General features: G+C 53.9%; 24 protein-coding genes. 17 read left to right on the top strand and 7 right to left on the bottom strand.

The features are described 5' to 3' along the window. Positions 1 to 84: 84 nt before the first annotated feature. From QQ91_RS20520 to QQ91_RS20505, 4 genes are all read right to left on the bottom strand, one after another. Positions 85 to 1,044, bottom strand: a complete 960-nt coding sequence (locus QQ91_RS20520) for an NAD-dependent epimerase/dehydratase family protein (protein ID WP_166277975.1) — start codon at positions 1,042 to 1,044, stop codon at positions 85 to 87. After that, positions 1,041 to 2,147, bottom strand: coding sequence for a hypothetical protein (locus QQ91_RS20515; RefSeq protein WP_236095992.1), 1,107 nt, complete (start codon positions 2,145 to 2,147; stop codon positions 1,041 to 1,043). The genes QQ91_RS20520 and QQ91_RS20515 overlap by 4 nt, the downstream gene beginning before the upstream one ends. 323 nt (positions 2,148 to 2,470) lie before the next feature. After that, positions 2,471 to 2,581 (bottom strand): photosystem II reaction center protein PsbM, encoded by a 111-nt coding sequence (psbM, locus tag QQ91_RS20510; protein WP_166277970.1) that lies wholly within the window; start codon positions 2,579 to 2,581, stop codon positions 2,471 to 2,473. Positions 2,582 to 2,764: 183 nt separating this feature from the next. Beyond that, entirely contained in the window at positions 2,765 to 3,124 is a 360-nt protein-coding gene (locus tag QQ91_RS20505; protein WP_201277220.1) for a 2Fe-2S iron-sulfur cluster-binding protein, read from the bottom strand. A gap of 400 nt (positions 3,125 to 3,524) precedes the next feature. On the opposite strand from QQ91_RS20505, the gene psbB reads away from it, so the two are divergent. Next, positions 3,525 to 5,048, top strand: a complete 1,524-nt coding sequence (gene psbB / locus QQ91_RS20500; protein ID WP_166277967.1) for a photosystem II chlorophyll-binding protein CP47 — start codon at positions 3,525 to 3,527, stop codon at positions 5,046 to 5,048. A gap of 100 nt (positions 5,049 to 5,148) precedes the next feature. Continuing rightward, positions 5,149 to 5,247 carry a photosystem II reaction center protein T gene (locus QQ91_RS20495; protein ID WP_166277964.1) on the top strand — a complete coding sequence of 33 codons (99 nt, stop codon included), beginning with the start codon at positions 5,149 to 5,151 and terminating at the stop codon, positions 5,245 to 5,247. A gap of 88 nt (positions 5,248 to 5,335) precedes the next feature. Here QQ91_RS20495 and QQ91_RS20490 read toward each other — a convergent pair whose 3' ends face one another. Together QQ91_RS20490 and QQ91_RS20485 are read right to left on the bottom strand one after the other, a co-directional pair. Further along, the gene (locus tag QQ91_RS20490) at positions 5,336 to 5,605 is read right to left on the bottom strand and encodes a DUF3146 family protein (protein ID WP_166277961.1); all 270 of its coding nucleotides are present in this window, start codon (positions 5,603 to 5,605) and stop codon (positions 5,336 to 5,338) included. A gap of 104 nt (positions 5,606 to 5,709) precedes the next feature. Beyond that, positions 5,710 to 6,510, bottom strand: a complete 801-nt coding sequence (locus tag QQ91_RS20485) for an RNA polymerase sigma factor SigF (protein WP_166277958.1) — start codon at positions 6,508 to 6,510, stop codon at positions 5,710 to 5,712. Positions 6,511 to 6,891: 381 nt separating this feature from the next. On the opposite strand from QQ91_RS20485, the gene QQ91_RS20480 reads away from it, so the two are divergent. The 9 genes from QQ91_RS20480 to QQ91_RS20440 all read left to right on the top strand — a co-directional run bounded on the left by QQ91_RS20480 (position 6,892) and on the right by QQ91_RS20440 (position 14,540). Next, entirely contained in the window at positions 6,892 to 7,620 is a 729-nt protein-coding gene (locus QQ91_RS20480; protein WP_166277955.1) for a Bax inhibitor-1/YccA family protein, read from the top strand. Between the two features lie 177 nt (positions 7,621 to 7,797). Then, complete coding sequence (rpmB, locus tag QQ91_RS20475) at positions 7,798 to 8,034, top strand: 50S ribosomal protein L28 (protein ID WP_166277952.1); 237 nt, start codon at positions 7,798 to 7,800, stop codon at positions 8,032 to 8,034. 31 nt (positions 8,035 to 8,065) lie between these two features. Next, a complete protein-coding gene (locus QQ91_RS20470; RefSeq protein WP_166277949.1) occupies positions 8,066 to 9,235 on the top strand; it encodes an ABC transporter permease subunit in 1,170 nt (389 codons plus the stop codon). A gap of 35 nt (positions 9,236 to 9,270) precedes the next feature. Next, entirely contained in the window at positions 9,271 to 10,398 is a 1,128-nt protein-coding gene (locus QQ91_RS20465; RefSeq protein WP_236095990.1) for an amino acid ABC transporter permease, read from the top strand. 41 nt (positions 10,399 to 10,439) lie between these two features. Then, positions 10,440 to 11,075, top strand: a complete 636-nt coding sequence (gene hisB / locus QQ91_RS20460) for an imidazoleglycerol-phosphate dehydratase HisB (RefSeq protein ID WP_166277943.1) — start codon at positions 10,440 to 10,442, stop codon at positions 11,073 to 11,075. Between the two features lie 117 nt (positions 11,076 to 11,192). Then, entirely contained in the window at positions 11,193 to 12,170 is a 978-nt protein-coding gene (locus tag QQ91_RS20455) for an NmrA family NAD(P)-binding protein (protein WP_166277940.1), read from the top strand. Positions 12,171 to 12,369: 199 nt separating this feature from the next. Beyond that, positions 12,370 to 13,287, top strand: coding sequence for an NAD(+) kinase (locus tag QQ91_RS20450; protein WP_166277937.1), 918 nt, complete (start codon positions 12,370 to 12,372; stop codon positions 13,285 to 13,287). 16 nt (positions 13,288 to 13,303) lie between these two features. Then, positions 13,304 to 13,990, top strand: coding sequence for a response regulator transcription factor NblR (gene nblR / locus QQ91_RS20445; protein ID WP_166277934.1), 687 nt, complete (start codon positions 13,304 to 13,306; stop codon positions 13,988 to 13,990). Further along, on the top strand, positions 13,971 to 14,540 hold the full coding sequence (locus QQ91_RS20440; protein WP_166277931.1) for a DUF192 domain-containing protein: 570 nt from the start codon (positions 13,971 to 13,973) through the stop codon (positions 14,538 to 14,540). Before nblR ends, QQ91_RS20440 begins: the two co-directional genes overlap by 20 nt. A 92-nt stretch (positions 14,541 to 14,632) precedes the next feature. Here the strand turns inward: QQ91_RS20440 and hmpF are convergent, their stop codons facing one another. Next, a complete protein-coding gene (gene hmpF / locus QQ91_RS20435; RefSeq protein ID WP_201277218.1) occupies positions 14,633 to 16,315 on the bottom strand; it encodes a pilus motility taxis protein HmpF in 1,683 nt (560 codons plus the stop codon). Between the two features lie 580 nt (positions 16,316 to 16,895). On the opposite strand from hmpF, the gene QQ91_RS20430 reads away from it, so the two are divergent. The 6 genes from QQ91_RS20430 to QQ91_RS20405 all read left to right on the top strand — a co-directional run bounded on the left by QQ91_RS20430 (position 16,896) and on the right by QQ91_RS20405 (position 25,582). Further along, the gene (locus QQ91_RS20430; RefSeq protein ID WP_166277925.1) at positions 16,896 to 17,261 is read left to right on the top strand and encodes a response regulator; all 366 of its coding nucleotides are present in this window, start codon (positions 16,896 to 16,898) and stop codon (positions 17,259 to 17,261) included. A 7-nt stretch (positions 17,262 to 17,268) separates the two neighbouring features. After that, a complete protein-coding gene (locus QQ91_RS20425) occupies positions 17,269 to 17,808 on the top strand; it encodes a chemotaxis protein CheW (RefSeq protein WP_166278103.1) in 540 nt (179 codons plus the stop codon). A gap of 179 nt (positions 17,809 to 17,987) precedes the next feature. Continuing rightward, a complete protein-coding gene (locus QQ91_RS20420; RefSeq protein WP_236095988.1) occupies positions 17,988 to 19,427 on the top strand; it encodes a tetratricopeptide repeat protein in 1,440 nt (479 codons plus the stop codon). Positions 19,428 to 19,438: 11 nt separating this feature from the next. Continuing rightward, positions 19,439 to 20,650 carry a methyl-accepting chemotaxis protein gene (locus QQ91_RS20415; protein WP_375340963.1) on the top strand — a complete coding sequence of 404 codons (1,212 nt, stop codon included), beginning with the start codon at positions 19,439 to 19,441 and terminating at the stop codon, positions 20,648 to 20,650. A gap of 166 nt (positions 20,651 to 20,816) precedes the next feature. Further along, positions 20,817 to 23,897 (top strand): hybrid sensor histidine kinase/response regulator, encoded by a 3,081-nt coding sequence (locus tag QQ91_RS20410; RefSeq protein ID WP_166277922.1) that lies wholly within the window; start codon positions 20,817 to 20,819, stop codon positions 23,895 to 23,897. Positions 23,898 to 24,109: 212 nt separating this feature from the next. Continuing rightward, entirely contained in the window at positions 24,110 to 25,582 is a 1,473-nt protein-coding gene (locus QQ91_RS20405; RefSeq protein ID WP_166277919.1) for a TldD/PmbA family protein, read from the top strand. The last annotated feature ends 22 nt before the right edge of the window (positions 25,583 to 25,604 follow it).

The following is a 25,604-nucleotide window of genomic DNA, read 5'->3' as shown; positions in this document are numbered from 1 at the left end:
CAGAGTTGCAAAACTATGGCCTTGCCCATCTAATCTGACCGAAGCCTCAACAGCGCGATCGCAATGCGGCTCTCCGGGGAGCCCCTAGGCGGCTTGAACCAACTCGCGCAGTGTAGCCTCCACGCTCCGGGGCTTCCAGCCCAGATGGGTACGAGCTTTGGAGGCATTGACCCGGACACAGCGGTCATAGAGATAATGGACTCGCTCCCGGCTCAGGGGAGGCTGCCAGTTGAGCCAGCGACCAATGGGATCTAGGATGGACCCTGCCAGCCGTACCAGGGGGGCGGGAACTTCCCTGGGAACTGAAATCCCCGTCTCTTGACTAAAGAGGGTAAACATTTCGCGGGTGGTGAGTTCGCCCGCCGAAAGAATAAAGTGATCGCCGACTTTCCCCTGGTCGATGGCCAGGAGCATTCCCGTCACTAAATCTTCCACATGCACAATTCCGGTGACGCGATCGCCGGCCGCCCACACCTTCAGTCCGCCCTTAAGAAACTGTTGCACCACCGGGCCAAAGTGGGGATCGCCGAGGCCAAAAATTCCGGAGGGCATGACGCTCACCACATGAAACCCGGATTGAGCAGCTTGATCCACAGCTTGCTGGGCCAGATACTTGGTGCGATCGTAGGCCGATGAAAAGTCCTGCTGCTGGCGCACAAAGGTTTCATCCACCGTCCGTCCCTGGGTATCACCGTAGATGCCAATGGTGCTGCAATGCAGCATACGCTTCACCCCACTGGCTTGAGCTGCTGCCAATACGGCCTGGGTGCCCGCCACGTTCACCCGATCCATCTGCTGGGCATTCACCAATCCCAACTCCACGTAAGCGGCAATGTGAAACACCTGATCCACACCCTCCATCGCCTGGAGGAGACTGGATTGGTCCGTGATCTGACCGTAGGCCAGATCGAGATCGCAGCCCTCCAATCGAGAGAGATTGCTCGTAGGACGGACGTAGGCCACCACCGCGTCGCCGCGCGCGCGCAGCCGACGGACCAAATGAGATCCCGTAAATCCGTTGGCGCCGGTCACAAGCGCTTTCATGGGGCAAGTCCTTTTTCGTAGATTCGATAGGTTTTATGAATGGTGGCTCCAGTGGCTTCTATGATTTTGCGCGAAGGCAGATTGTCCTCGTAGACCCAGGACAGTTCGGCTCGCTCATAGGTTCGACCCTGATGCGTACCATTGCGATGCCCCAGGTAGATCAGCGCAGGGGCAACCATCTTGCGTTGCATAGTGGGCAGGGCGCAAACGGCAATTACGCGCGCCGCGTGGATCTGGCGACGGTACCAGAGGAATTTGAGCACCCCCAGCCAATTTAGCCGCCCATTGACGGGCTTGAGAGCAACATTGTAGTCCGGCAGCGCCATAAAAAAACCGACCATCTCCCCTTCGTATTCTGCAATGGGGAAAATTGCTGGATCGACTAAGCTTTGCAGCGCCTTTGCCTCCTCCAGAAATTCTGCTTCGGTTCGGGGGGTTGAACTCCAGTTATTGGCGAAAGCCCGCGTGAATAAATCGTAAAGCCCTCGACAATCCGCCTGGAATTCCTGGCCTTGGGTGTGGATTGATCGAAAGGTAACGCCACTTTTGCAGGCTACCCGGTAGGCTCTTTCGTAACTCTCCGGCAGAGGCTGGTTTAGAGGAAGATCGTAGGCGAACGCATCCTTGGCCTGATGCCATTCCCCCTCCTCCATGAAGCGTAAATAATAGGGTGGATTGTAGGGCATCATCACCAAGGGGGGACTGTCAAACCCCTCGGCCAGAAATAGACAGTTGTTGTGGGTGGATAGATCAATGGGGCCTCGCACCTTGACAATGTGCTGCGCTTTTAACCACGCTTCGGCTGATCCCAGAAGTGCTTGGGCAATCTCGCTATCGTCAATGCACTCAAAAAAGCCAAACAGCCCAATGCGTTCGCCTTCTCGCTCTATCAGGCGATCATTAATGGCAGCCACAATTCTCCCAACGGGCTGGCGATCGCGCAGGGCCACAAACTGCTGGAGTTTTCCGTAGCTCAGAAAAGGATTATCTGGCTTAAAGTGACTAGCCACCGAGGACCGCAGCGGCGCCACCCAGTTGCGATCGTCCTTGTAAACAATGTGGGGCACCTCTAAAAACCTTTGCTGGTCGACTTTTGAGGTCACCGGGATAATTTCAAACGGATTTTTCTTGGCGTTCACTGCATAAAAACTGAGAAGACAAGCGATAGATCTATTGAAGACAGGCGATGCACCTGTTCTTCTTGCGATTGAAACCTCCTGCATCGGTGTATGGCTAGACGTGACCTAGGTCACGTCTATTTTCTTAGGCGTTTCCGTTAAAAAGGCTGCGCATCTTAAAAAAAACACGCAGCGATATCCACGAAGAAAACCTTGGCCCACAAAACTGTTCCCAGGACCTGCTAGCCCCAAAAATCCTGAACCTGGCCGCCCATCACGCACAGATTCTTCTAAGCGCAAAGAGTTTTCTATTCAGCACTCTTGCGGCTTTCTGACTGGACGTAAAGAATGATTAAGAAAACCGTGGGCACCAAAACAAAGAGGGCGGTGGCAATGAGTCCTAACTTATTAACTTCCATACGTTCAACTTTTTATTTCAACGGTGTGTGCAGGGAAATCAAGATGCAGATGGGGGGCAAGGGAATAAACCCAAACCCCATCTAACTAAACCAGAATACCACCCGAACTCACCCTGGATAGGTTATCTGGCGCCACATTGCAACAGTTTCTTAATCCGGCTGATCAGGGTTTGCCCTGAAGGATTATCCCTTGCGCTTGGTGGGCTTGGTTTGGACAGAAACCGGACCGTACACCAGAGTCTGACAGGCGAGACGGTAGGTGTCGGGCTTGCGCTTTAAGCGACGCTGCTCAAAATCAGTGCGCTCCGAAAGATTTTCCATTCCGGACGTAATATTGACCAAGCAAGTGGCACATTGGCCAATTCCGCCACAGTTGGTCAGCTTTCCCTTGAACGTGTAAAGATCCACGTTGCTCTCCAAAGCCTTTTGGCGCAGGTTTGCCCCACTAGCCACGACTACCTCTTGGTCTTCATGCACAAACGTGATTTTGGCAAGTTGTGATGAATTTGAAATCCGCTGCTCCATATCAACTGAGTTACCCATAGCCTTAACGCTGATTCCCAACACGCTATCATCAAAGTTAACAATTATTAAACTTTCCTCAACCCTTGCCAAGCCTCTAAAGAGTAAACCTTCCGTTATGTGAAGGTCGCTTGCATTGGCCCCATCGGCTAGTTACACTTCTTTATACAATTTAACCTTCTACCGTTAGGTCTTGCTTAACTAAAGCTTTTTTCTTGAGTTGGCTAACACTCGATCCTTAATATGATTCAATAGATTCGGTAGAGACGTGCCTTGGCTTTGTCCTTCGACTAGCCGAGACCTTTTGCTTCAATCTATTTCATCGTTCTAAGGTTTAGGTTCTTGCCTAAATCAGATCGGCAGATTAAATGAGTTGCTGACGGTAACACTTTTCACGCGTTTAAGAGGAGGAGCGTAGTCAATGGGACTACCCTGGTACCGCGTCCATACCGTCTTGATTAACGACCCAGGACGGTTAATTGCGACACACCTAATGCACACCGCTTTGATTTCAGGGTGGGCAGGTTCAATGACGTTATTTGAGCTTGCCACCTTTGATCCTAGCGATCCAGTTCTTAATCCAATGTGGCGTCAGGGGATGTTCGTGCTCCCCTTCATGGCTCGTTTAGGAGTTGATTCCTCCTGGGCTGGCTGGAGCGTCACGGGGGAGACCGGCGTCAATCCAGGCTTTTGGAGCTTTGAAGGCGTAGCGCTAGCGCACATTGTGCTCTCTGGCCTGCTATTCCTGGCTGCAATCTGGCACTGGGTTTACTGGGATCTAGAGCTGTTTCGAGATCCCCGCACCGGGGAGCCGGCCTTAGACTTGCCCAAAATGTTCGGGATTCACCTGTTCCTAGCCGGACTCCTATGCTTTGGCTTTGGGGCCTTCCACCTCACCGGTCTTTGGGGACCTGGGATGTGGGTTTCTGACCCCTATGGTATTACGGGGCATGTACAGCCCGTGGCTCCCGACTGGGGGCCGAATGGGTTTAATCCCTTTAGTCCTGGCGGGATTGTCGCCCACCACATTGCGGCTGGCATTGTGGGAATTATTGCCGGAATTTTTCATCTGGTGGTTCGACCTCCCCAGCGGCTTTACAAAGCGCTGCGGATGGGGAACATTGAAACCGTTCTCTCTAGCAGTATCGCGGCTGTCTTCTTTGCTGCCTTTGTGGTGGCAGGAACGATGTGGTATGGCAATGCTGCAACGCCCATTGAGCTGTTTGGACCCACCCGCTACCAGTGGGATGCGGGGTATTTTCGCCAGGAAATGGTGCGTCGCGTTCAAGCGGATGTGGCTACGGGTAAGTCCGAGGCCGAGGCTTGGGCTGCGATTCCAGAAAAGCTGGCTTTCTATGACTATGTGGGCAACAGCCCTGCAAAGGGAGGCTTGTTCCGCACCGGGGCCATGAATAATGGTGACGGCATCGCCACCTCCTGGTTGGGGCATCCCACCTTCCGTAATGCTGAAGGCGAAGAGCTTTTCGTGCGACGAATGCCCAACTTCTTTGAGACTTTTCCGGTGGTGTTGACCAACGCCTCAGGTGAAGTCAAGGCTGATATTCCCTTCCGTCGAGCTGAGTCGAAGTACAGCTTTGAGCAACAGGGCGTGACCGTGAGCTTTGCAGGGGGTGCCCTCAATGGACAAACCTTCACAGACGCATCCACGGTAAAGCGTTACGCTCGTAAGGCGCAGCTGGGTGAACCCTTTGAATTTGATATGGAAACCCTTGGGTCTGACGGTATTTTCCGCACCAGTCCGCGAGGATGGTTTACCTTTGCCCATGCTTGCTTCGCGCTGCTGTTCTTCTTTGGGCATATCTGGCATGGTGCTCGAACTCTGTATCGCGATGTATTCGCCGGAATCGATCCAGAGCTGCCTGAGGAGCAGGTTGAATGGGGCTTTTACAAGAAGATTGGGGATAAAACGACCCGCAACGTATAGTCCCGGTTCAGCGTAAACTTGTGGAAGGAGCCGATTCATCCATTGTGGGTAAGGCTCCTTCCTCGGTTCACGAGTTTTTATTTTAATCTGAGATTTTCCTATGGAAAGTATCGCTTACGTCTTCATCTTTGCCTGCATTTTGGGGGTTCTCTTTTTCGCTATTTTCTTCCGCGAGCCTCCCAAAATTACGAAGGATTGAACTTCTAACGCCAAAGCCCCCAGGTTATTTCTAACCTGGGGGCTTTGCTTTGATTGTTTTTTGAGAGACTGAGTCTGGAGAGGGTGCCTTAAAGGGTGAATCGCAGAGGAAAGGTATAGTCTCCCCCTGCTTCGAGCTGGTAGTCCTGTCGCTCTAAGAATCGACCTAAGGGCTCTTGAATTAAAGCACGGCCTAGGGTGGGTGAAATGTTCAGCTGGTCGGTGGTAAAGCACCACTGAAAGCGCCAAGCGTAGTGGCTGGCGCAAACTTCTCCTTCAATTTTTCCTTGCTGCCAGGAGTGATGGGTAATTCTCACGTGGGCTGTGGTTTGGGGGAGTTTCTTCGCAGGTCTCGTCATAAACCTCAAGCTCGCCTTTGTCTTTGAGTAAGGGTATCGCAAAAAAAGCCCCTGAAGTCTCAGGGGCGCCTATTGTTGTAACCCTTTGTTGTGGAATCTTGAACTTAGGCTTGGGCTTCTGCGGGGGGCGCTGGTTGGTGCAGGAGCTGCACCAGCTCCTCAACACCCTTTTTAATCCGGCGAGTAACGGTCACGGGGCTAACGCCTATTTTCTTGGCTACCTCTTGGCGTGACATCTGCTGAAAGAAAACCGATTCAATCATTTCGCGGGTTTTATCTTCGAGCTGAGCCATGGCGTGCTGTAGCTCTAAACGATCCTCTTCGTTCATTTGACGCAGCTGGGCGTGGGCATCCATGAGGGTGTCGCCCAGGGTCATAGAAGAATCGGAGCTTTGATGGCCACCCATGGAGACTTGGGCGTTGAGGCTGAGGGGGTTACGGTTTGCCGCTGCCAGCTTCACAGATCGCCATTCATCGAGACTAATTTCAAGGGCCTGAGCGATTTCTGCTTCGCTGGGCTGGCGTCCAAGGTTAATCATGAGGGCTTGGCGCTTCTTCTCACCATCGCGGCTGAGTTGTTGCCAACGTCGGGGAATGCGCACAGGGTTAGATCGATCGCGCAGGAAGTGGAGAATCTCGCCTCGGATGTAGGGGACGGCAAAGGAGCTGAAGGCAAATCCCTGGGTGGGGTCAAATCGTTCAATGGCTGTAATCAATCCCAGATAACCGCATTGCTCAAGATCTTCGTAGGGTTCGGCGCATTGGTGCGCTAAGCGATGGGCAACTTTGCGCACCAGGCCCATATTCAGCCGAACCAGACGATTCCGTAGCTGCACAGATGGATTTTGACGATAGGCAACCAGCATTTCAATGGAGCGAGATTGCAGCGAAGTTTGATAAGCCATGGTTGAACGAAGTTGTTTTCTTATCGTTTGCGTAAGCTAATTATTAAAAAACCTCCTCGGGAATAACAGCGTCATATTACGGGAATTGATCTCGCCGTCTCCCCGGAGGTTTCCGAAAATCTACGCAGATTTTCCATGGATCTACGCAGAACGCAGACTTAACATTTGTTCATAAACTGCGGCTGAACCTGTGGGGAGTGCTCCGCAGCCTCCTGCTCCCTAGTCTCTGTCTGCCTCGGGGAGCCGATGGGCATGAATAGGTACGGCGATCGCCCCTGATCATCCTCGGTTGGGGCCGCAGAAATCCGGCACAATGGAGAATGTGAATAGGATCGCCGTGTTGTAGGACTCGGCTGTTTGCACTCGTCAGAGGAGTATCACGTGAGTAATACCAGTAATTTTCAACAGGCCATTAAAAAAGCCCAGCAAAGTGCGCTGGTAGGGCCAAATGTGGTGAAAAGGGCTTTGCCCTACGTGGGAGGAGGATTGGTCCTCACGGCCCTCGGTGCCTGGGGAGGCCTTGGCGTGCTAGAGCAGGCCCCCGGTATCTTCATGCCCACGGTGATAGTAGCCGTTGTGGCTGAGCTAGCCCTGTTTTTTGTGGCGCAGTCTGTGGCCACCCAGGGGAATAATCAGGTGGCTTTGCCATTGCTGGCCACCTACAGCTTGCTTTCGGGCTATACCCTGGCTGGATTAATTGCCCTGGCCTTAAGTACGCCTGGGGTTGGAATGGTTGGCATTGGAATTGCCGCCCTCTCCTGTGGCGTCACCTTTATTGCAGCTCGATCTATTGGCTCTGGACTCTCTGAGGAAGATGGCTTTGCCCTCACCCAAACTGTCCAGCTGGGCATCATTGCCCTGGTGGTGGTTCTGCTGCTGCAGTTGGGCCTGGGGTTTTTCCATGTGATTACCCCCAGTTGGCTAGAAATTGGGATCTCAGGCTTAGGCGTTTTGCTCTTTGTGGGGGCTGCCGTGGTGGACTTTTTTGTCCTGCCGCGAACCTACCGCGATGAGCAGTATCTCCCGGCTGCTCTCTCCATGTATCTAACCTATGTCAACCTTTTTGTCTTCGTGTTGAGGTTTATGATTTCCCTCAATAGCCGAGAATAAACGCGGGAGTTGAAGCACTGCCCTAAATTTAAAGTCGCCCCCTGTCCCGAGGGCGACTTTATGGTTCGCCCCGAAGTTTTTTTCGATGGATTCTAGTTGCCGTTGGGGCTGAAGCTTGTCTAGCGGGATGGCAATGTTCTATAAATGAAGATTGGGAAATAAACGTCGGAACCTATTATGAGTCGTAAGTGTCAGCTAACCGGAAAGAAAGCCAATAACGCCTATGCGGTGTCTCACTCTCACCGCCGGACCAAGAAACTCCAGGAGGCAAACCTTCAGTGGAAGCGGGTTTGGTGGCCCCAGGGCAATCGTTGGGTTCGGCTTCGCCTTTCTACAAAGGCCCTTAAGAGTCTTGAAAAAAAAGGGCTGAATGCCTTTGCGAAGGAAGCGGGAATTAACCTGAATCTCATGTAATCCTCGCGCTTGGGCTGACCCTGCCTGAGTCATGAGATCCCCTCGGCCATCGCAGCGATCTAGGTCGTCACTTTTCCGTGTCGGCGTTCAGCTTCTTGTCCTGATTTTGCTGGCAGCCTTCGTGATCTGGTGTGGGAGTAATCTTGCCCAAAATCAATCTCAGCGCGGTTTTACCCTCAGATTTGATTTTTTGGATAACCCGGCCGGGTTCACCGTTACGGAAACCGTCATTCCCTATAGCTCTCGAGATACCTACGCGAAAGCGCTCCTGGTGGGATTCCTCAACACCCTGCGGGTGACGGCAGCTGGTTTGGTCTTGGCCACAGTTTTGGGGATTAGCGTGGGCTTGGGGCGCCTTTCCCGCAACTGGTTAGTCAGAAAGCTGGCCTTAATCTATGTGGAGACGCTGCGTAACTTGCCCCTGCTGCTGGTGTTGGTCTTCGGCTACGCGGCGGTTTTGCTCTCCCTCCCCCCTGCTGATCGCCCCCTCAGCCTGGGAGGATTAATCTTTTTGCAGCGCCAGGGAACAGTGATCCCCTGGGGGGTTCCCACGGACTCGTTTTGGGTGGGAGGCGGTGCAGGTTTAGGAGGAATGGCCGCGGCCATCGCCTGCTTGAAATGGCTGACGCGTAGGCGTGAGCAGCAGGGAGGGCTGCCGTTGTTTTTTTGGGGATTGCCCCTGGTGGTGTTGCTCCTGCCCATGGGCCTGGCGTTGCTCTATACCCAGGGAGAACTGCCCTTGATCCTGTCGGTGCCCCGCCGCCATGGAACCGTGATTGAGGGTGGATTAAAGCTAGCTCCAGAGTTTTTGGCCTTGCTGCTGCCCCTGAGTCTGTATAGTGCTGCGTTTATTGCCGAAATTGTTCGTGCTGGGGTCACCGCTGTGCCCAGGGGGCAGCGAGAAGCGGCCCAAAGCCTGGGTTTGCCAGGCTGGTTGGTCATGGCGCGAGTGATTTTTCCCCAGGCGTTGCGGGTGATCGTGCCCCCCCTCACCAGTCAATATCTCAATCTGGCGAAGAACACTAGTCTGGGGGTTGCGGTGGGTTTCCCGGACCTCTACGCGATCGCCTCTCCCACCCTCAATCAAACAGGACGTCCCGTTGAGGTTCTCCTGCTGCTAATGCTGACCTATCTGAGCCTGAGTTTGATTTTGTCCTTGGCGATGAATCTTTATAATCGCACCCTGGCATGGGAACCGTGAATCTCCAGGCTCTGCTGACCCGGACGAGATCATGGTTGCGTAGGAATCTGTTTAGCTCCGTTGGCAACACCCTACTCACTATCCTGTGTCTGGTGACCTTGGCGGCAATTGGGCAGGGGCTTTGGCATTGGCTGACTGAGGTGGCGAACTGGCAGGTGGTTCAGGTGAATTTGCCGCTGTTGCTGGTGGGTCGGTTTCCCCGAGATCAGCTATGGCGGATATGGGTGATTCTGGGCCTGATCCTTGGCATTGGGCATTTTTCCTGGGGTTACCTTGATGCGAAGTTCACTCGGGCCATCGCCCTCTGGGGGGGGGTGGGCGCGATGGCTGTGCTAGTGGCTCTCACCCTGGCCGGCAGACCACTGGGCTGGATTTTGGCCCTCTGGCTAGGGAGCGGAATTTGCTGGGGAGGGGGGCACTGGCTGGGGAGCAGGTTCCGCCAGATTGGTCAGTATTTTCCGGTGCTCTGGGCCGGTGGGTTTTTCGGCGTGCTATGGCTCCTAGGGGGCGGTTTAGGACTGCAAGCCGTCAGCCGCACCCTCTGGCAAGGCCTTGTGTTGACTCTGCTGATGGCCTTTTCCGGAATTATCCTTTCCTTTCCAATGGGCGTTCTCCTGGCCTTGGGGCGGCGCAGCTCCTTGCCTGTGATTCGCCTCCTCAGCATTTTCTACATCGAAGTGGTGCGCGGGCTTCCGCTCATTGGTATCCTATTTTCGGCGCAGGTATTACTGCCGCTGATATTTCCTCGGACCTTTGAAATCGACAACGTTACCCGCGCCATTGCGGGGCTGACTCTGTTTAGCGCCGCTTACCTGGCTGAAAATGTCCGTGGCGGACTGCAATCTGTCCCCTCTGGTCAAGTGGATGCCGCGGAAGCCCTCGGCCTGACCCGGTGGACAACGCTGGGACTGATTGTGCTGCCGCAGGCGCTGCGGGCCGTGATTCCAGCCATTGTGGGCCAATTTATTGGCCTATTGAAAGACACCACGCTGCTCTCTTTGGTTGGACTGTTTGAGCTACTGGGGATGGCCCGGTCGGTGCTCTCCCAGCCAGAATTTATTGGGTATTACGGCGAAGTCTATAGCTTTGTGGGGGTCCTTTACTGGATATTTTGCTATCTGATGTCCCTGGGCAGCCGTCAGCTAGAGATCCAGCGTCGGTGAATCAGGGATAATAGAAGCAATGTTTTGCGAAAGACCTTGCTATGCAGATCCAAGATCGTCCACTTTCCACTGCTATTCCCCCAAATCTGCACCGCACTGCAACGGTGCAGCGAACCACCGGGGAGACGGATGTGCGGGTTCAGGTGGATCTCGATGGCACAGGGCAAGGCCACAACCAAACCGGTGTGCCCTTTTTAGATCACATGCTGGATCAAATTTGCTCCCATGGTCTGTTGGATTTAGAAATTCAGGCCACGGGGGATACCCACATCGACGATCATCACACCAATGAGGATGTGGGCATTACCCTCGGCCAGGCTCTTCACCAGGCCCTGGGCGATCGCAAGGGGATTCATCGCTTTGGTCACTTTACAGCTCCCCTTGATGAAGCTTTGGTGGAGGTGGTGCTGGATTTCTCTGGACGGCCCCATTTGTCCTACGGCCTGGAAATTCCGACTCAGCGCGTGGGTAGCTACGATACACAGCTTGTGCGTGAGTTTTTTGGGGCTATTGTCAACCACGCCCAGATGACCCTGCATATTCGCCAGCTGGATGGGATTAACTCCCACCACATTATTGAAGCGACCTTTAAGGCCTTTGCGCGGGCAATGCGGATGGCCGTGGCCATTGACCCGCGGCGATCGCAGTCAATCCCGAGTTCCAAGGGCGTGCTGTAGTTTGGGCGGGGACCTATCGCTGGGGATCGCGTCTCGGGCTTCAGACGATAATTAATATTTCGACAAGCTTTCTGATAAAATATTACAAAAGTTAAGAATTTGTGATTCAAGCCCCCTATGAAGGTACTTATTTCAGGTGCGACTGGAACCCTGGGTCGTCAAGTGGCGCGGCGAGCCCTTGATGAAGGGCACGATGTCTACTGCCTGGTGCGTAGCATCCGCAAGGCCGCGTTTCTGAAAGAGTGGGGGGCAAACTTGGTCCTCGCTGACCTATGCGATCGCGACAGCCTGGACAAGGCCGTGCGCGGCATGGAGGCCATTATTGACTGTGCCACGGCTCGTCCAACGGACTCAGCTGGAATTCGGGTCATTGACTGGGCGGGGAAAGTTTCGCTCATTCAGGCAGCAGAAGCCGCCGGAGTCAAGCGCTACGTCTTCTTCTCCATCATGAATGCCCATCGATATCCCCATATCCCACTGATGGATATCAAGCACTGTACCGAAAAATTCCTGGCCCAAACCTCCCTGGAGGTGACAATCTTGCGCCCGGGCGGGTTTTTCCAGGGGTTGATTGGACAGTACGCGATTCCCATTTTGGATCAGCAACAGGTGTGGATTAGTAAAAACGCCTCCCCCGTGGCCCATATGGATACCCAGGACATTGCCCGCTTTGCGGTTGCCGCGCTCCGCCTTGAATCAACGGTGGGGCAAGCCTACGATCTGGCTGGCCCGAAGGCCTGGACCCCCGAGAACATTATTCAACTGTGCGAGTCGCTCTCGGGAAAAAAGGCCCGCACCACGCCGATTCCGGTGCGACTTTTAAAGGCCGTGGAGTCCTTTACGCGCTTCTTTGAATGGGGGGTGAATATCGCCGACCGCTTGGCCTTCACCGAGGTGGTGACCTCGGGCATTCCCTTTGATGCCCCCATGGATCAGACCTATGCCAGCTTTGGAATTGCCCCGGACACAATTTCGACCCTTGAAGACTACCTGCAGGACTATTTCAACCGCATCTTAAAAAAGTTGAAAGAACTTGAGTATGATAAGCAGGAAGCCTCTAAAAAGCGAACCCCCTTTAAGTCCACCTCAAAATAAGGCGCACTAAACTCAGAATTCCTGGGTTATCGCCGTTGGCGCGGTTTCCTAGATTCTGTGAAATATCGCTCTAGAATTTCTAACGAGTCGCGCCTTCCCTGGGGATGCTTTAGAATGTTGTCTCGGGTTGGCAGGGGTGACCAACCCTGGGTGACCAAACCATTGCGATAGATATTGCCATAGATAGAAAGGGTATAGGGTGCCGAGAGCCGGAATTATTTACAACGATAACAAGCCGACTGCTCATCGCACTGCACTGGATTTAGAGCAGCTCTTGATGGGGCAAGGCTATGAGGTGCTGTTGACCACCGGGGTGAGGGGGTTGCTGGGGTGTGTGCAGATCTCCCACGACACCTGTGTGCAAAAAATTGCTGACCTGGTTCCTCCCAGCTTTGACGGCGAGGTGGAATTTGCCATTGTTCTGGGAGGCGATGGGACGGTTCTGTCTGCCTGTCGTCAGCTCGCCCCCCTGAAAATTCCCATGCTGGCCATCAATACAGGGCATATGGGGTTTTTAACTGAAACCTACCTGAATCACCTCGAACCAGCCCTAGAGGCGCTGCTTCAAGGAGAATATAGCATTGAGGATCGCTCGATGATGCGGGTTCAGGTGGGGCACCAGCAGCAGATGGTGTGGGAAGCCCTTTCTCTGAATGAAATGGTGTTGCACAAAGAACCCCTCACGGGAATGTGTCATTTTGAGGTGCGCATTGGCGATCACGCCCTGATTGATATTGCTGCCGATGGGGTGATTGTTTCCACGCCCACGGGGTCTACAGCCTATGCTCTGGCCGCGGGGGGGCCAGTCATTACGCCAGGGGTGTCGGTGCTCCAGCTCATTCCTATCTGTCCCCATTCCCTGGCCTCGCGGGCGCTAGTGTTCGCAGATTCAGAACCCCTAGAGATTTTTCCTGCCAACCATGAGCGGTTGGTGATGGTGGTGGACGGCAATGCGGGGTGCTATATCGGTCCTGAACACAAGGTGCGAATTTCGCGATCGCCCTTTGCGGCCCGCTTTATCCGGCTGAAGTCCGCGGAATTCTTCCGCATTCTGCGGGAAAAACTCGGCTGGGGGTTGCCTCACATTGCCAAGCCCACTTCGGTTGAACTTCCCTAATGGAACTTGCGGTGCTGTGACTGTAGATTCTTCCCCTTCTGTTTTGCTGGCCTGCGAGGCTTCAGCCATTGTTCACGCCATGGTCAGTGATCTTCAGCAGGCTGGCTACTGCGTTTTTTTGGCCTCCACGCTTCAAGAGGTTCTTAACCAGTATCGGGCGAAGGCGCCTGTCCTGGGGGTGATTGATTCGAGTCTGTCGGAGGGGGGGCTGCGCTGTTGTGAACGGCTACGATCAGTGGGGGCCTCGCTGCCCATTTTAATGCTGATGAACCAGGAGCGCGTTAGCGATCGCGTCGCCTGTTTAGAGGCCGGTGCCGATGACTATATCCTCAAGCCCTATCAGCGCGATGTGTTTCTGCAACGAATTCGCCTTTATCTCCAGCCCCAGTCAGTTCCTGCAGCGAACCACCTGGAATTTGAAGACCTTTCCCTTAACTTGACGACGCGCACTGCCGTGCGGGGAACGCAGACCATTGAGCTGACCATGAAGGAATTCGAGCTGCTGAAGTATCTGATGGAGCACCCCAGCGATGTGCTGACCCGTGAGCAAATCCTCGAAAACGTGTGGGGCTACGATTATTTAGGGGAATCCAATGTTATTGAGGTTTATATTCGATATTTACGGATTAAGCTTGAAAAACAAGGGGGTAAACGCCTAATTCACACGGTTAGAGGAATTGGATATGTTTTACGGACAGCGTGACCTTTTCCAGGCTCTCCATCGCCCCCTTCGCCTGCTGCTGCTAGGGGCAATCGCCCTGCTGTTTATTCTGGGCTGTCAGCTTCCCTCCGAGATTTCGCCTGCGGCATCCCCCTCTGCAGGTTCGGATCTGAGCGCCCCGGCGGAAAGCCCCCAGGCCCAGTTCCTTCCCATCGGCGCTCAAGTGCGCCTGGGCGATCGGATCATTCAGCTAGAGGTCGCAGCTACTGAAGCCCAGCAGGCCCAAGGACTGATGTATCGCACTGAGCTGCCCGATGATCGAGGCATGATCTTTCCCTTTACCCCTCCCCGCCGGGCCGGCTTTTGGATGAAGAATACGCTGATTCCTTTGGATATCATTTTTTTGCGGAACCAGAAAATCATCACGCTTCATGAGCAGGTGCCGCCCTGTCAAAGCGTGACCTGTCCAACCTATTCGGCTCAGGGCCTGACGGATGAAGTTATTGAGCTACGCGCTGGCCTTGCCCAGGAGCTGGGTTTAAAACTGGGCGATCGCGTTGCCGTGGAATATCTGTCCCCGGAAGCTAGCTAAAACTGGATCCGAGGGATCCCTGAGCGAGACAGGTGGACGCTGAACCTTTTCTGGCTGGCAAAATGAGTCGCGGCAGGAGTCCGGCGCCGGAGCTAGTAGCTGGCGACTTCAGGAGCTTCCCCCAGCTGCATCAGCGTTTCCTTAAGATGGGTAACGATCTCATGACTGCCCGCCAGATTGCCTAAGTTGCTCTTGAGGTTTGACAGGGCGGTCTCCAGGGGCTGCAAGGAGGTTTGATAGGCTTCAATTTTTCCCTGGCACAGACCCAAGTCCTGCTGAGCTTGGCGAAGCAGTTGCCCCTGTTCTTCTAAATTCCGCCACAGCTCCTGAGCCTTGCCTTCTAGCTGTATTTTGCGATCTTGGGCGGAGTCGAGGGCCTTTTGTAAATGTTCGATATTGGCATCAATTTGGTCCAGCTTTTCCCCATCGGCGGATCGATAGCCCTCGATCAAGTCTAAGGAGGGGGCTAAATCAATAACCTCTGGAGCGCTTCCAGATCCGTTGAGGGTCTGACGCTGGGAGAGAATGTCCTCATGGACTTCCAAAATATGCACCCGATCTTGAAGGGAAAGACGCTGCCCTTCCAGGGTTTCATTTAGTAAGCGATAGTGCTGTTCTTCCTCCTCTAGCTCAGATTGCTGGGTCAGGCGATCGTACTCACTGGCTTGGTCGAGTTTGGCGCGCATTTCATCAATGGTGCCCTGCTGAAGCAGAAGCTCCTCCTCCTGATCTGCCACAAAGGCTTTGAGCTTCTCCAATTCACTGGAAAGCTGGTGGGTCTTTTCGTTTAGATCCTCCACTGACATGGTCCAAAGGGCACGAACGTCCACGGGTTGTTTCTCATTCAGGGTGGATTGGATGCCTTGGAGATTTTCTTCCAGAGAGGCATAGAACATGCTTTGCTCCCTCAAAAGATGCTGTAGCTCCCGCTGCAGGTCTAACTGAGACTGACATTGTAAGCAGTCGACAACCGCTTCAGCGAGAGAGGATTGGGCATATTCCCAGGACTGATGAGTTTGCTGGGTTAGGGACTCTTGGGCCTGGACCTGCTGCTGTAGTTGTGCAAGGCGGACTCGATCTTCTTCTAAGCTTTTCTGGGCTAGATGAAGCTGATGCTCAACCTCTTGCAGAATTTGCTGTACGTCACCGCTGGGATCAACAGAGGATTCTAGTTGGGCTAGCAGCACCTCAATCTGCTGCACCTGGGTATCGCTGAGGGCGCCAGAGTGAGTGGCCTGTAGGTCTTCTAGTTCGCGCTGGGCCTGATGAAGCTTCCCCCAGCCTTCCTCAAGCTGCTGGCGATCGCTCTCAATTTTGTCCTTCAGCTCCAGAATTTGGGCCTTGGTTTCTTCAAACTCCCGCCGCTGCTCCTGAATTTTCTGCGATTCGCTTTCCCACTGCTCTAGCTCCTCGGCTCGGGATTCAATATCCACTTCCCGCCGCGTTAGCTCCTGACTTTGGTAGATGAGCGACTGCTTCCACCCCTCTATTTCTTCCTCCTGGGCACCAAACTTCTCCTTCATTTTCGAGAAGTTCATCAGGATATTGATCAGCTGGCGAGTTGCATCTTGAACGCCCTGGATCTGGTTGTTCTTGCCCAACTCGACCAAAACCAGAACCCCGGCACCATAATCACTGGCCGCGTCGGTTGCAATGAGTTCATCCCCAGGAAGGGCCTTCCAATTTTGGTCAGACTGCTGGCGAGCTAGTAGCTTGAGTTCCGTTTTGGCACCCATGAAGCCTGTTTTCTTGATTACTTCAGCTAGGTACAGCACGCCGATTACCCTCTCCTGTGGTTTGCTTGAACTGGTGTGGCTTAAGTTGGGTTGCCTTCCGAAGATGAGGCAGTTAATTCAAACTTAATTTAACTGAGAGTCTCTACTCTACCAAGTTTGTTTGTATTCGCACTCTTTAGAGTACCTTACGAAAATATTGACAGATCATTTACGAAAATTAAATTACGATTCCCAGGAAGGCACGACTGGAGAGGTCAGGACAGGACCGTGCAGCGCGAATCCTCAAGATCGAAAATCTGGGGGCCTTACGATTCAGGGTTCCCCTCAGATGGATTTCGTGATCAAATGCTGACCTGAAGGACAGCGCAGAAAAACAGCCTCAAAAGTGAAATTCACCCAAAAGCCAGGGGTATCCTGAAAGAGCATTTGCTGATTGTTTTGCTGGACGGTCTAGCCGATCGGAAACGTCGCCAATCCAGTAAGACTCCCTTGTAGGTGCCCAGGTTTTAAGCACAGATTTGCTGTTCCCTGGACCCCCTCTGGTAGACCGCTAGCCCTTGCCCGCAAGTGGGGGAACAAACGTCTATCCCCATATACGCTCTAATTTTTGGTAAACGCTATGGCCAAGATTCTCGTTGTTGACGATAGTTTAACCGAGCGAGAATATCTCAAGCAGCTTCTGGAAGCCAGCGGTATCACCGTGTTAGAGGCGAGTGATGGCCTGAACGCTCTAGAACAGATGAAATCTTTCCAACCTGATATGATTTTTCTCGATATCGTCATGCCTCGTATGAACGGATACGAAGTCTGTCGAAAGATCAAGTCAAATCCAGAGACTCAGTCTATTCCTGTCGTTCTTTGCTCAGCAAAGGCGGAGGAATTTGATCGGTATTGGGGCATGAAGCAAGGGGCCGATGCCTACATCAGTAAACCCTATCGTCCCAAGGAACTGCTGCAAACGGTGAACACTCTACTCAAAGGCTAACTTCGTGATGGCAAATCAACTGGAATTTAATGATGATCTGCAACGAGACGATTCTCAGTCTCTGCAAGCCCTGGTTCAAAACCCGGAAGGGGACTTGCACCTCAGCTTTTTCCTGGAGTCGGGGGGCGAGTTTGCCCTGCCCGCCATGGGCATTCGGGAAGTGCTGGCCCTGGCCTCGGATCAGATCACTCCCATCCCGAATGTCTCTCCGTTCTTGTTAGGGGTTTTAAACTTGCGCGGTGAGGCCGTTTGGGTGGCGGATATTGGACAGTTTTTAGGGGAGCCCAAGCCAATTTCAATTGATCATGCCGAACTGCCGATTATCATTATCGAAGCGGAGGATACCATGCTTGGCTTGGCGGTGGCTTCGGTGAAAGGTATGCAGTGGCTGGAGTCTCACCTGCTGAGCCCGGTGGAAAACTTGGCACCGGAACTGGCGCCCTTTGTGGTGGGAGAGTGGAGAGTTTCGGTGGTCAGTAGCTTAGAGTCTCCGCTGCAATTGTTAGAACCTGCCTCGATTTTAAGGTCTGAGCGTTGGGTTGCCTGATATGGCAGGATAAACCTTTACGCTGGTAAGGATGCAATTTATAGTAAGGCACCCCTCGGCACGGCGAGAGTAGCCTTGATTCCTTAGATTTAATCTGTTCAGGGAACAAAGCGCATCCATCCCTTACCCGTTTGTCTCAGCCCACTTGCAGACTCGATAACTCTGGCAGGAGCAGTTTCATGTCACTCTCAACTGAGGATCGTCAACAGTACCAACAGGCGGTCAGCGCTTTTATCCAAGGGAAGTATGGAGAGGCGCAGGCGCTCACGGACCATCTCAGCGAAAAGCATCCGGCGAATCCCAATATTCGCTTGCTCAGAGGTCATATTTTTCTGGGTACGACTCAATATGAGGCAGCCCAGGTAGAGTATCGAGCGGTCCTCAGCACAGCCCAGGGTGATGCCGAGCTAATTGAATGTGCAGAAAATAGTTTGGCGGATATTCGTCAGTATTTGGGAACTATGAACCCAGAGGACCGTCAGAGACGCACCGCTGGTTCTGACGCTCCGTCCTCGGCTGTGCTTCAGGTGGGGGATTCCCGCCAAGGCCAGGATTCTCAGCGGTCCTCAGTGGAGGCGCTGGATCTCCTTGATCTTGACTCTTCTCTTGATTTGAAGCCCTCGGAGCCACTGCTTGTGAATCCCTTTGTGGACAGTCCCCTTCATCAAGGAGAGCCGTCAGTGAAAGTGATGGGGAAGACGTCCGATCCGTTGATGGCTCCGGAGGATGAAGAGGATACGTGGTTATTACGACAGCGGCGAAAGTCCCAGGAACTCATGGAAAACGTTCATACTTCAATGGATAACCCTACAGAATCAGAATTTAAAGTTTCCCTATCCACTGCCCTTACCGATATGCCGGACCTAAACGATCGTTCACACGAGCTGGAATCCGAGGATGTCATGCAGGAGTTCCACGACGCTCATGCCGCATCAGACTCCCACTTCCCCGGTGCAGAGGGAGAGGATCCATCGCTGGATCTTTCGACTCCAGGATCCCTGGGGTGGAGTGATGAGACCTCCATTCAGGGAGGCGTGGCTGCCTCAAATCTTGAACTTTCTGATTCTGAATATACCTCCATTCAAGGACCGGCGGGGATCTCGGCTGATATGAATGCCGACCTCAGCTCCTTCCTGGAGGAGATGGATTCCCTGGAAGATCAAACCTCCGATTTGTCCTGGTCTGCTCCCGGGGATCCTGCTGAGGAAATGATAGACTCGGAGGATATGACGGGGCCGCTGGATAATTTAGAGGCGCTCAACACGGAATTTTTGAGAAATTTAGAGACGCCCGAGAGTCTCTCCTTTGATCAGGAGAGCCGCGGGGACCTGGTAGATTCTACCCAGGCGCAATCGGCTAGTGTGTCCACCACAGAAGGAGTTGGGCCTGCTCTGGCCGCTGCTCAGGCTGGCGGTAGCCCATCGTCTCGATCGGCACGCGGTCCGCTGGCGCCCTTTTTGAACGCAAGCTTACAGAAAAAGCAGCTGATGATGGCGGCTGCGACAGGAGCTGTATCGGCGATCGCAGTGCTAGCCTCCCAGTCGGGAGGGGGATTGAAGCCCTCCGCTTGGGGGGGGCAGCCAGTGCAGGTCTTGCCGGCGGACTCACCACGTTGTTGATGGGTCAGGTCATGGCGCGGCAGCTGAAGCGATCTACTAATGATTTGCAGGCGCAACTGTCTGCGGTTTCCCAGGGCGACTGGTCCGTGAAGGCCACGGAATATTCCCGAGATGAGTTTGGGCAACTGGCCAAGAGCTTCAACGAAATGACGCGCTATATCGAGTCATCGACCCAGGAGTTTAAGCAAAAGGCCGAGGAGCAGGAGAAAGCTAAGGAGGATCTTCAGCGTCAGGTAATTCGGCTACTGGATGATGTGGAAGGAGCTGCCCGGGGGGATTTAACGGTGCAGGCGGAGGTGACCGCCGACATTTTAGGAGCGGTGGCAGACTCCTTTAACCTCACCATCTATAATCTTCAGAAAATTGTAAAGCAGGTGAAGGTTGCGGCACGAGAGGTAAGCTACGGCGCGGCTGAAAATGAAGAGTTTGCACGGGGATTGTCCTCCGATGCCCTCAAGCAGGCGGAAGAACTGGCCGCGACCTTAAACTCGGTGCAGATGATGACCAACTCCATTCAGGAGGTTGCCCAGCGGGCTCGATCTGCCGACCAGGTGGCGCAAAAGGCCTCGGAAACGGCCCTGAAAGGCGGACAGGCCGTTGAGCAAACCGTGGCTGGAATTTTACAGATTCGAGAAACCGTTGCCGAAACGACTCGCAAGGTTAAGCGGCTCGCGGAGTCCTCCCAGGAAATTTCTAAGATTGTGGGCTTTATTTCCCAGATTGCCTCGCGAACAAACTTGCTGGCCTTAAATGCCAGTATTGAGGCCGCGCGAGCCGGAGAATCGGGCCGAGGATTTGCAGTGGTTGCCGACGAAGTCCGACAACTGGCAGATCGGGCCTCAAAATCCTCCAAGGAAATTGAACAAATTGTTTTACAAATTCAGGGAGAAACCAGCTCCGTTATGACCGCTATGGAAGAGGGTACCCAGCAAGTTATTGATGGAACCCAGCGGGCTGAGCAGGCGAAGCGATCCCTGGATGACATTATTCAAGTGTCCTCTCAGATCAACCAATTGGTTAGCTCCATCACCCAGGCCACGCAGGAGCAAACTGAAACCTCGCGCTATGTGGCTCAGGTAATGCAGTCGGTAGAGTTGACCGCCCAAGAAACCTCACAAGAGTCCCAGCGTGTGTCTGACTCCCTGAGAAACCTGGTGGGGGTTGCCCGCGATCTCCAGGCCTCCGTGGAGCGGTTTAAAGTTGAGGGAACGGAAGTGTCTTAACTCTCCTGCCGCCGAATCCCGAGCGAGATCCCTTCTCTAGTCTGATTGCTATTCAGGGAGAACTCGATCTAGCTCCTCTAGTCTTTTTTCCCGGAACGAGTCCTTTTTCCCGGAACGAGGTTGACCTCGACCTTTAGAATAACCTGAACTTAGGAGATGAACAGTCGTGCAGCCAGAACAACAGCGGATCCTTGGGTACTTCATCGAGGAGGCGAAGGAACACCTGCAAACGATTGAAAGCGCTTTACTCAACTTACAGTCCGTTGTCCAGGATCAAGAACATCTCAATGAAGTCTTTCGAGCAGCCCATTCGGTCAAGGGTGGAGCGGCGATGTTGGGCATTACTAGTATGCAACATATTGCCCACCGCTTAGAAGACTACTTTAAGGTCCTTAAGGAACATCCGGTTGAAGTTGATGCCAAACTGGAGTCCTTGTTCTTCAAAGGGTTTGATGCGCTCAACTCCCTGACAACTCAGTTGGAGACGACTCTGGAGCTGCCAGAATCCATGGAGCAGCAGATTTTGCAAGAGGTGGAGCCGGTTTTTGCTCAACTTCAGACTCACCTGATCGCGCGGGTGGGACCGGAGGCCGACCTCAGTGAGCTGCTCAGCGCTGGTGAACCCCTGGCAGCTCCGAAGAGCGAGCCTGTTGTGTCGGCCGATCCGGAGGCGGTTGATGCCTTTTTTCGCCGCGAGGTTATGGAGAAGCTGCGTCAGGCGCTACAGCTTTTTCAGTCGAGCAATCCGCAGGAAGCTGGCGCAGCTTTGGTGGAGATTTGTCAGCATTTTGCGCAGGTAGGACAGTCCTTTCAGCTTTCAAGCTGGCAGTCCCTGGCAGAGACAGCCGCCCTGGCCACCGAGGCCAACCAAGACTTTGGGCGTTTAGCTCCGATCTTGATCAAGGAATTTAAGACGGCCCGCGACGCGTTATTGGCCGATCCCTCCGCTCAGGTGACGCCTTCACGGGATCTGCAAGATCTGCTGCCTAAACCGCCTGAGGCGACGGAAGATTGGTTGGGGCTGTTTGAGGAGGCCCCTGCGAGTGCCGACGGTCTCGATTTTCTGTTTGATGAGCCTACGCAGGAGGTTGTCCCAGGACTTGGGCTGGAGGCACTGGAGGTAAAATATCAGCCCCTGTCCGCGACCGAGATTGCGACTCTGTCTGCGCTTTTAGCAGAACCACAGCCGATGCCCGCCGTGGCTGCGCCCCTGCCAACTGCTGCTCCGGTGCTTCCGGATCCCCCCGTCGAAAAGCCAGAGCCCAAGGTTCCGGCTGTGGCTCGCTCAACGGCGCGAGCCGGGCGTCGAGGCACCAATCCCACCATGAAGGTGGCGGTGAAGCAACTGGATAACCTGAGCAACTTGATTGGGGAGCTGGTGGTTAACCGCAATACGCTAGAAGATAATCAGGACCGCCTGCGTCAGTTTCTGGGAAACTTGCAGTACCAGGTGTCCCAACTGAATGAATTGGGACAAAAAATGCAGGACCTCTACGAGCGATCGCTGCTGGAGAGTTCCCTAGTCGCGACCCCCAGTGGCGGAGTCAGTGGCGCTGGAAACATGGCCGTGGCCTACGAGGATGGAAATGGACGGCACGCTACGGGCGTGCAGTTTGATGCCCTTGAAATGGATCGCTTTACAGGATTTCATACCTTATCCCAGGAGATGATTGAGCGGATTGTGCGGGTTCGAGAAGCCGCTGCTGACATTGAATTTATCGTCGATGCCAACGAGCAGGTGAGCCGCACCTTCCGGCAGGTGACAACCCAGGTGCAAGAAGGCTTTACGCGAACTCGGATGGTACCCTTTTCCCAAGGGGCAGAGCGGTTGCCCAGAGCAGTGCGCGACATCTCAATTAAATGTGGGAAGCAGGCCAAGCTGGTTATTGAGGGCCAAGATACGCTGGTGGACAAGGGGATTTTGGAGCGGTTATATGACCCCCTGACACACCTGGTGAATAATGCCATTTACCACGGCATTGAAACGCCCGATGTTCGTCATTCCCTGGGTAAATCTGTGGAAGGAACAATTCGCATTCGGGCCTTCTACCAAGGCAACCAAACGGTGATTTCCATTAGCGATGACGGTGCGGGGATTGATCCAGAGCGGGTTAAGGGCAAAGCCATTGAAAAGGGGCTGATCACCGAGGGACAGGCAGCGCAAATGACGCGATCGGAGGCCTTTGCCTTGCTCATGCAGCCAGGGTTTTCCACCAATGATCAGGCGGATGATCTCGCTGGACGGGGCGTGGGCATGGATGTGGTCCGGTCCAGTATCCTAGATATTCGCGGCGTGATTAACACGGATTCGGTGGTGGGCAAGGGAACAACCTTTACCATCCGTCTGCCGTTGACCTTGAGTATTACCAAAGCCCTGTGCTGCAGCCATCAGGGGCTGAGGCTGGCCTTCCCCATTGACGGGGTGGAGGACGTCATTGACCTCAATCGCACTGACCTGCCCGATCTGACCCAGGACGGCTCCACCTTTGAATGGTCCGGGCAGAATTTGGTGCTCAAAAGCGTCTCGGATTTGCTCAATCACAATCGCCCCATTCGCCGGAACGGTAGCTTTAATAGCTTCCAGACCCAGGATGCGGCCTCGATCATTGTTCTGCGCAGTGACAACGACCTGATTGGATTGTGCGTGGATGAGGTGCTTGGAGAGCAAGAGATTGTTATCAAGCAACTCACTGGCCCCATTGCCAAGCCCTTGGGTATTTCCGGCGTAACGGTATTAGGGAATGGTCGAGTCATGCCCATTGCCGACGTGCATGAAATGATTGAGCTATCGTTGGATCGTCTAGAATTTGGCGCTCGGCCTTGGCAGGGGATGTTCAGCGGCAGTTCCGTGGAAGAATATCTGGAGCCTATGGTGCTGATTGTGGACGATTCAATTACCGTTCGCGAGCTGTTGTCCACGACTTTTCAAAGGGCAGGCTATCGAGTCGAGCAAGCGCGCGATGGTCTTGAAGCCTGGGAAAAACTGCGATCGGGGTTGCCCTGTGAGCTGGTGTTTTGCGATGTGGAAATGCCGCGAATGGATGGATTTGAGCTGCTCTCCCGAGCTCAGCAGGATTCAGACCTGCATGATTTACCCTTTGCCATGTTGACCTCCCGTGGCGCAACGCGCCATAAGCAAATGGCCACCGACCTTGGGGCGAGGGGCTACTTTACCAAACCCTACATGGAAGAGGTTTTGCTCGATGCAGCCCAGCGCCTGATTAACGGAGAAGTTTTAGTGAAGTAGATCCACTGCTTCGAGAGATCGCCTCTGGAAAACCCTGTAAGCGGATGTTTTGGCATCCGCTTTTTTGGGCGCTAGGGATTGGGCCGGCGCGGGCTTTAGAATTTGTTACACTAAAAATTCAATCCCAAAACGCACCTGTGACCGAGCGTTTGCAGTATTTGCTGTTCCGGTTGTCCGGTGCGATGCGCGTAATGATCGGAGCGTGGAACTTCATGACTATCACCCCTTTGCTGACTGCCAAGACTCTGGATCAAGCCAGCTTCTCGCTCCCCCGCCATTCCTTTGGCGAGGATTGGCGATCGCCCTTGTCCACGTTGTTGGGTCTGGGTCGGTCTGCGGGAGCTGACTTTATTGAATTTTTTCTTGAGCGAGTGAATTATATTAGCGCTCTGGCGGAGAACGATGCGGTGACCAGTATCTCTCCGAGGTTGAGCACCGGCGCGGGGGTGCGGGTCTTTGTGGGCACTGCCGACTGCTACGTCAGCACCAATGAGGTTTCCTACCGCGGATTAAAGATTGCCCTGGAGAAAGCCCTTTCAATTATGGGCCTGGCTCTCCCCTCGGGTCAGTCCTTTATTCCGGAGGTGAATTTAGAGATCCTGCGGGACTATGCAGCCCTGAAGCACAAGGAACAGTGGCTACCGAACTGTAGTTCGATGCAGGAGATGGGAGAAATCTTGCTGGCGGCCAATGCCTGCCTTGACCGGGAGGCTCAGGCCGTTGAATCGCGTCAGGCTGCCTATTTTCGAGATTGGCAGGAGGTTTTGGTGGCAGCCAGTGATGGCACCTTTGCCCGCGATATTCGCTTGACCCAATCGGTGGGGTATAGCTTGCTTTGCCTGGAAGCCGGCGATCGCGCCTCCATTAGCAAGCGAGTGGGCGCCACCTATGACCCGAGTTTTCTGCGCCAGTGGAACTATGCCCAGGATGCTCAGGAGGTGGCAGAATCCGCCGGGAAAATGCTGCATGCCGACTATGTGGAGTCTGGGACCTATCCCATCATCATGGCCAATCAGTTTGGAGGGGTTATCTTCCATGAAGCCTGTGGTCACCTGCTGGAAACAACGCAAATCGAGCGTAAAACCACTCCGTTCCTGGATCAAAAGGGTGAGAAGATTGCCCATGATAACCTGACGGCCTGGGATGAAGGCGTGAGCGATCAGGCCTTTGGCAGCATTGACATGGATGATGAGGGGATGCCGGCTCAGCGAACCCTTCTCATTGAAAATGGAATTCTCAAAAATTTCCTGGCGGATCGAGCCGGGGCTTGGCGCACCGGTCACGCCCGCACCGGCAGCGGTCGCCGTCAGAGCTATGCCTTTGCCGCAGCGAGCCGGATGCGTAACACCTATATTGCCCCAGGGGACTACAGTTTGGAGGATCTGTTTGCCTCCGTGGACCACGGCATTTACTGCAAAAAGATGGGGGGCGGTAGCGTGGGTCCGACCGGAGAATTTAACTTTGCGGTGGATGAGGCCTATTTGATTGAGAAGGGGAAGGTGACCCGCCCCCTGAAGGGCGCAACGCTGATTGGGGAAGCTAAGGACATCATGCACAAGATTTCGATGTGCTCTCAAGATCTTGGTTTGGCGGCCGGGTTTTGCGGGTCCGTCAGTGGCAGCATCTACGTCACGGTGGGGCAGCCACACCTTAAGGTGGAGGGCATTACTGTTGGTGGACGCTAGGGCCTGTTCACCGTGGGTTTTT

It is taken from the genome of Lyngbya confervoides BDU141951, assembly GCF_000817775.3.
Taxonomy (GTDB): Bacteria; Cyanobacteriota; Cyanobacteriia; order Thermosynechococcales; family Thermosynechococcaceae; genus Lyngbya; species Lyngbya confervoides.
This window is presented reverse-complemented; position numbering and strand designations above follow the sequence as displayed.